This is a genomic window from Zetaproteobacteria bacterium, from assembly GCA_003696765.1.
Classification (GTDB): Bacteria; Pseudomonadota; Zetaproteobacteria; order Mariprofundales; family J009; genus RFFX01.
Map to the genome: position 1 here is coordinate 1 of RFFX01000058.1, position 6,619 is coordinate 6,619.

A 6,619-nucleotide genomic window follows, 5' to 3' on the forward strand; every position below is an offset into this window, starting at 1 on the left:
CAGCCCGAGCAGGGGCGGGAAGAGGTCGGCCGCCTGCACGGTCACCGCTCCTGTCGATTAGGTAAGATGTTGATACTTCTTGCGAAGTCGTCAAAACGGCGCGGCGATTCCAGCTTCTGTTCGATTACTGTCCGATCCATGCCCGCCTCCGTGCCTCGATAATGCGTTGTCGGTAGGGCATGAAATCCTCCTGTTCCAGCAGATGACGGCTGATCAGCCGCGCATAGTCCCGATTGCTTCCCACTATCCGGATGCCACAGGAGAGGATCTGGCCGAGCGGCGGTTCTCCGGCGGTGGTCAGGTCGATCAGGTCAACCGGGCGGCCGAATGCACCGGCCAGATCGCGGATCAGCGCCATCTTTTCACTGGTTGAGAGCGGTTGTCGCCCCTCCACGGCCAGGTCGAGGTCGCTTTCCGGGCGCGCCGTTCCCCGGGCCAGCGAGCCAAAGAGCAGCGCCAGCCGGATGGTCGGATGGCGGTCGAGGATGCGGCGGATGCGGGCGCAGGCATCGTCGATCGGGGCGTTGGTGGTCTCCACGTCGGGGCTGTCGCCGCGCAGCCACGGCGGGGTTGCCCGCCCGGGGGGGCGGGAGACTCCGGTGGAGGGGTGGCATGCATGACGCGAAATCTAGCGGGTTGTCAAGCGGTTTCCATGATATCTCCCGGTCCGTCCCGGGCCGGGGGATGGACTTGAACAACCCATTCCATTTCGGAAGAATCGGCGCTGCGGGGTGTGCTCTGCGCGGAGCGTGTGTGGACTGCTCCGGGGCGGTGCGGCGGGCCCGGCCATGCGGAGGGGCGGCATTGCCCCCCTTCCCCGCCGGCGGCCGCGTTGGGGAGGTGGTGGATGATGATTCTCGAGGTGGACGACAACGACGCCATCCGCGAGATCGTGGAGGCGGTGCTCACCGCCGAAGGGTACGAGGTGGCCACCGCCGCCGACGGTTCGGCGGCGGTGGAGTTGCTCAGCCGGCAGGTTGCCGAAGGCGGCGCTCTGCCCGAGCTGGTGCTGCTCGATCTCACCATGCCGGGGATGAGCGGCTACCAGACGCTGCAGAAGCTGCGCGCGCTCCCGGGAGGAGAGCGGGTTCCGGTCATCTTCGTCAGCGCGCTGCCCGAGGAGGAGGAGCGGGAGCATGCTCTGGCCGCCGGCGGGGTGGACTATCTGAGCAAGCCGTTCCAGATTCCCCGCCTGATCGAGCTGGTGGCGCGCCACCACCGGCCGGCGGTGTAGCGGCTGTGGTCGGCGTCTCCGGGAGCGGTGGCGTGAAGGAGGGGCGAGTCGGATGGGCAGACGGACTCGGAGCGGGATGGTGGAGATGAAGGTCGCCATCGTTGGTGCCGGTCGCGGAGGCAGTGCCATGCTGGAGGTGCTGCGCGGCGACGGGAACATCGGGATCGTCGGGATCGTCGATGCCGATCCACGGGCGCCGGGGCTGGCGCTGGCGCGCAAGTACGGCATCCCCACCGGCGCATCGATCGATGAGCTGGATGGCGGCTACGACCTCCTGATCAACGTCACCGGCAGCCGCACCCTCTCCGAGCGACTCCGCCGCTGCCTGCCCGAGGGGGCGGAGCTGATCGAGGGGGTATCCGCCCGCTTCTTCTACGACCAGCTGATGAAGCGCAAGGCCGAGCACGAGCATGTGCAGGTGATGCTGGCCGAGCTGGCCCATCTCAACAGCCTCGCCCAGCGGCTCAACGCCAGCAACGATCTCGACGAGATGTTGCAGATGGTGCTGCACGAGGCGATGGCGCTCTCGCAGATGCCCGCCGGCAGTGTCTCGCTCTACGACCGGGAGCGGCAGGAACTGTCGCTGGTCGTCTCCAGCGGCTTCAGCGAGGCGTTCGACAACCAGCCTCCCTGGCCGGTGCGCCCCGGCGGGCTGACCGAGCGCATCCTCAACTCGCGCAAGCCTTTTCCGGTGGAGGACGCCACCGATCCTGCCGCCGGCTTCAGCCGCAACGAGATCCTCGAGCGCGAAGGGGTGGTCTCGCTGGTCGCGGTCCCGCTGGTGCTCGACGATACCACTGTCGGCATCCTCTATGTCGACGACTTCAAGCCGCGCAGTTTCGACGCCGAGCAGTTGCGGCTGCTCTCCCTGCTCGCCGGGCAGGCGGCCCACTCGATCCAGAAGGAGCGGCTGATCCGCGAGCTGCGCGCCAGCAAGGAGGCGATGGAGCGGCTCAACGAAGAGCTGGAGGAGCGGATCATGGCCCGCACCCGCGAGCTGCGCATGGCCAACGAGGAGTTGGTGCGGGCCAGCCAGGCCAAGTCGCAGTTCATCAGCAACATGTCGCACGAGTTGCGCACGCCGCTGACCTCGATCAACGGTTTCTCCGAGCTGCTGCTCGACGAGCTCTTCGGTCCGATCAACGAGCAGCAGCGCACCTATCTGGAGAACATCCTCAGCTCCGGTAATCACCTGCTCGAACTGATCAACGGCATCCTCGACATGGCCAAGATCGAGTCCGGCCGCATGGGGCTCGACCTCGACCGGCTCGACGTGCGGCGGGTGATCGAGGATGTCGGCCGGGTGTTGCAGGGCTTCGCCACCAAGGCCGGGGTGAAGCTGGAGTTCCAGGTCGACGACGATGTCCCCTACATGCTGATCGACCGGACCAAGTTCAAGCAGATCCTCTACAACCTCTGCTCCAACGCCATCAAGTTCAGCCCCGAGGGGGGGGCGGTGACGGTCCGTGCCTCGGTGGAGGAGGCGCCGGGGGTGGGTGACGACGGGGAGGCGTTGCGGATGCTGCACGTCTCGGTGGAGGACCAGGGCATCGGTATCGCCGCCAAGGATATCGAGCGCATCTTCAACCCGTTCGAGCAGGTGGAGAGCCACCATGCCCGCCGCTTCGAGGGGACGGGGTTGGGGCTGACCCTGACCAGGCGGCTGGTCGAGCTGCACGGCGGCACCATCGGGGTGACCAGCGAGCCGGGCAAGGGGAGCTGCTTCTATTTCGATCTGCCGATCGAGGAGGGGGATGGAGAGGAGGCGCTCGCCCGCATCGAGCGCAAGCAACAGAAAGCTCCTGCCACCGCGCAGGAGTCCAGGCCGGTGCAGGTGACGGTGAAGGATCGGCGCAAGCCGGTGCCGGTGGCGCCCGATGCGCCGCTGATCCTGGTGGTCGATGACGATCAGGGCTCACAGGAGCTGGCCACCCTCTACCTGACCGAGGCGGGCTATCGCGTCTGCCGCGCCTCCAACGGCTACGAGGCGCTGGAGCGGGCGCGCGAGGAGCACCCCTTCCTCATCATGCTCGACGTGATGATGCCGGGCAAGGATGGGTGGGAGGTGCTGCAGGAGCTCAAGCTCGATCCGGCCACCGCCGACATCCCGGTGATGATGTGCTCGGTGGCCGAGGGGCAGGAGCTGGGGGTGGCGCTGGGGGCGACCGACTACATCGCCAAGCCGATCGACCGCAAGGCGCTCGCCGCCAAGCTGGCCAGCCTCGGCCTCGGGCGCAAGCGGCAGCAGGGGCGGACGATCCACGTCCTGGCGGTGGACGACGATCCGCAGATCCGCGAGCTCTACATCGGCGCGCTCTCTGCCGATGGCTATCGCGTCCACACCGCCGCCAACGGGCAGCAGGCGCTGGAGATGGCCGAGGCGATCGAGCCCGATGTGATCCTGCTCGATCTGATGATGCCGGAGATGGACGGCTTCACCGTGGTCGAGCGGCTCAAGCAGCACCCCAAGCTGATGGATACGCCGGTGATCGTGGTCTCGGCCAAGGAGCTGACCGTGGCCGAGCGGATGCAGCTCGCCGGCAAGGTGGAGGATCTGGTCAGCAAGGAGGGGCTGAGCAAGGAGGAGCTGATCCGGCAGGTGCACCACTTCGAGCAGACCTACCCGCAGCGCGCCGGGCTGCAGGATCCGGTCAGCGGGTTGTTCAACCATCGCTACCTGCAGATCCGCCTGGGGCAGGAGATCGCCCGTTCCGAGCGGACCAAGCAGCCCTTCAGCGTGGTGTTGCTCGACATCGACAACTTCAGCGGATTCTGCGAGCTGGCCGGCCAGGCCTACGCCCAGGCGGCGCTGCACAAGATCGGCGAGTTCCTGCTGCGCGATTCGCGCGCCTCCGACGTGGCCAGCCGCTACCGCATCGACGAGTTCGCGGCGGTGCTCACCGGCACCGAGGCGTCAGCCGGGGTGCGGGCGGCGCTGCGCTTCCGCAACGCCATCGAGAGCTACCCCTTCCCGATGGAGGAGAAGCTGGGCGAGAGCGGCCTGACGGTGAGTGCCGGCGTGGTGCAGTATCCCGAGGACGGTACCACCCCCGAGGCGTTGATGAGCACGGCGCAGCAGCTGGTGCGCCGCGCCAAGGAGGAGGGGCGCAACCGCGTGGCGTGGAAGGAGAATGGTGAGGTGAAGGTTTCATGAGCGGGGCGATCGCCGGGAAGCGGGTGTTGCTGGTCGACGACAACGCCAACAACCTGATGCTGTTCGGTGCGCTGCTCCAGGCCAACGGTGCGCTGGTGGAGAGCGTGGATTCGGGCGAGGCCTGTTTGGAGTCGGTGGCCCGCAGCGTGCCCGACATCATCCTGCTCGACATCCAGATGCCGGGCATCGACGGCGTGGAGACGTTGCACCGGCTGCGGCGGATGGAGGGGGTTTGCGAGGTGCCGGTGGTGGCGCTCACCGCCAACGCCATGGACGGCGATTGCGAGCGGTTGCTCGGAGAAGGGTTCGACGGCTACATGGCCAAGCCGATCAACACCCGTTCGTTCGTCAGCGAGGTGGCGGGCTATCTGAGCTAGTCGGCGGCGGGGGATCCGGTGCGGCGGGTGTCGGTCGGCGGCTGGATCGGCCTGCTCCTTGCGCTGCTGCTCGGTGGCGACCTGCTCATCCATGGTGCGCGGATGGCGGCGGCGGCCGCGGCGGTCGGCGGCGGGGTGGCGCTGTGGTGGGGTCGGCGCGAGGCGGAGGCGCTGGCCGGAATCCGCCGCGAGCTGGCCGAGACCCGCGACCGGCTGGAGCGCTACCAGTCGATGCTGGAGGCGACCGATCTGGAGATGATCGCCTACCGGGAGCGGGGCGACGAGCTGGAGCAGGCGAGCAGGGCCAAGAGCCAGTTCCTCGCGGTGATGAGCCACGAGATCCGCACCCCGATGAACGCCATCCTCGGCATGAGCGAGCTGCTCCAGTCCACCCCGCTCGATGAGGAGCAGCGCCGCTATCTGACCATCCTGCGTAACGCCGGCGAAGGGCTGATGCGCATCATCAACGACATCCTCGATCTCTCCCGCATCGAGGCCGGCGCCCTGCAGCTGGAGGCGCGCCCCTTCGATCTGCCGGAGTTGGTCGAGAGCGCCTGCGCCATGATGGCGGTTGCGGCGCGCGGCAAGGGGCTGGAGCTCTGCTGCCGTGTCGGGGAGGGGGTGCCGCGCTGGCTGTCGGGCGATCCCGACCGGGTGCGGCAGGTGGTGGTCAACCTACTGGGCAACGCCATCAAGTTCACCGAGGAGGGGAGGGTGGAGGTGACCCTCTCCTGCGACGGCGTGGAGCGGCGGGGAGAGGTGGAGGAGGCCCGCTGCCGCATCGAGGTGCGCGATACCGGCATCGGCATCCCGCGCGAGAAGCTGGCGATGATCTTCAAGGACTTCACCCAGGCGGACGCCTCGACCACCCGCCGCTTCGGCGGCACCGGGCTGGGGTTGACCATCGCGCGCGAGCTGGCCCGGCGGATGGGGGGCGATATCGAGGTCCACAGCCGGGAGGGGGAGGGGAGCCGCTTCATCTTCACCCTGCGGTTGCCCCGCTCGGAGGCGGCGCCGCAGCGCGACCAGCAGCATGGGGAGGGGGAGGAGATGCCCGACGGGCTGGCCGGGCTGCGGGTGTTGATCGCCGAGGACGATCCGGCCAATCAGGTGCTGATCGGACAGATCGTCGGCCGCTGGGGGATGAGGTATGTGCTGGTCGACAACGGGCGGGCGGCGGTGGAGCGCTCGGCGGCCGAGCCGTTCGATCTACTCCTGATGGATGTCAACATGCCGCGGATGGACGGGGTGGAGGCGACGCGCCGCATCCGCGCCCGCGAGGCGGAAGCGGAGGGGAGGGGACGCCTGCCGATCGTGGCGCTGACCGCGCTCGCCTTTCCCGAGGATGGGCGTCGCTGCATCGAGGCGGGGATGGATGGCGTTCTGGCCAAGCCGGTGCGGCGGCGGGCGCTGGCCGGTCTGCTGCGGCGGCTGGTGGCGGAGGGGAAGATCGAGCCTCCTGCCGCGGTGGTGGAGATGGATGGGGGCGATGCGGAACGGGGGGAGGGGGCGCCGTTGTTCGACCGGGCCCGGGCGCTCGCCTGCAACGAGGGGGATGCCGGGCTGCTCGACGCGCTGGTGCAGACCCTGCGCGACGACCTGCCGCGGCAGCGGGCGGTGTTGCGGGAAGCGGTCGATGCGGGCGATGGTCCGGCGATCACCCGGGCGGCGCACAAGATGAAGGGGGCTCTGGCCACCGTCGCGGCCGATCGGGTGCGCGATGCGGCGCGGGAGATGGAGCTGGCGGCGCGGGGAGGGGATGTGGCGCGGTGCCGGGCGCTCGCCCCCGGGCTCGACGCGCTGGTCGGCCGACTGCTGGCCGAGTTGGAGCGGGAGAAGCCGGAGCGGGAGAAG

At 68.7% G+C, this 6,619-nt stretch carries 5 protein-coding genes; 4 read left to right on the forward strand and 1 reads right to left on the reverse strand.

The annotated features are described in order from the left end of the window. Window positions 1–124: 124 nt before the first annotated feature. Window positions 125–538: a nucleotidyltransferase domain-containing protein gene (locus D6682_06055; protein ID RMH50843.1), complete on the reverse strand. Its 414-nt coding sequence runs from the start codon at window positions 536–538 to the stop codon at window positions 125–127. A 312-nt stretch (window positions 539–850) separates the two neighbouring features. On the opposite strand from D6682_06055, the gene D6682_06060 reads away from it, so the two are divergent. From D6682_06060 to D6682_06075, 4 genes are all read left to right on the forward strand, one after another. Then, on the forward strand, window positions 851–1,234 hold the full coding sequence (locus D6682_06060; protein ID RMH50844.1) for a response regulator: 384 nt from the start codon (window positions 851–853) through the stop codon (window positions 1,232–1,234). 76 nt (window positions 1,235–1,310) lie between these two features. After that, entirely contained in the window at window positions 1,311–4,388 is a 3,078-nt protein-coding gene (locus D6682_06065) for a response regulator (protein ID RMH50845.1), read from the forward strand. Continuing rightward, the gene (locus D6682_06070; GenBank protein ID RMH50846.1) at window positions 4,385–4,765 is read left to right on the forward strand and encodes a response regulator; all 381 of its coding nucleotides are present in this window, start codon (window positions 4,385–4,387) and stop codon (window positions 4,763–4,765) included. The genes D6682_06065 and D6682_06070 overlap by 4 nt, the downstream gene beginning before the upstream one ends. An 18-nt stretch (window positions 4,766–4,783) precedes the next feature. Next, a partial coding sequence (locus D6682_06075) for a response regulator (GenBank protein ID RMH50847.1) occupies window positions 4,784–6,619 on the forward strand: 1,836 nt, incomplete at its 3' end.

Coding starts and splice junctions, on each gene's coding strand:
- D6682_06060 (RMH50844.1), top strand. CDS start 851: ATGATTCTCGAGGTGGACGACAACGACGCCATCCGCGAGATCGTGGAG.
- D6682_06070 (RMH50846.1), top strand. CDS start 4,385: ATGAGCGGGGCGATCGCCGGGAAGCGGGTGTTGCTGGTCGACGACAAC.
- D6682_06065 (RMH50845.1), top strand. CDS start 1,311: ATGGTGGAGATGAAGGTCGCCATCGTTGGTGCCGGTCGCGGAGGCAGT.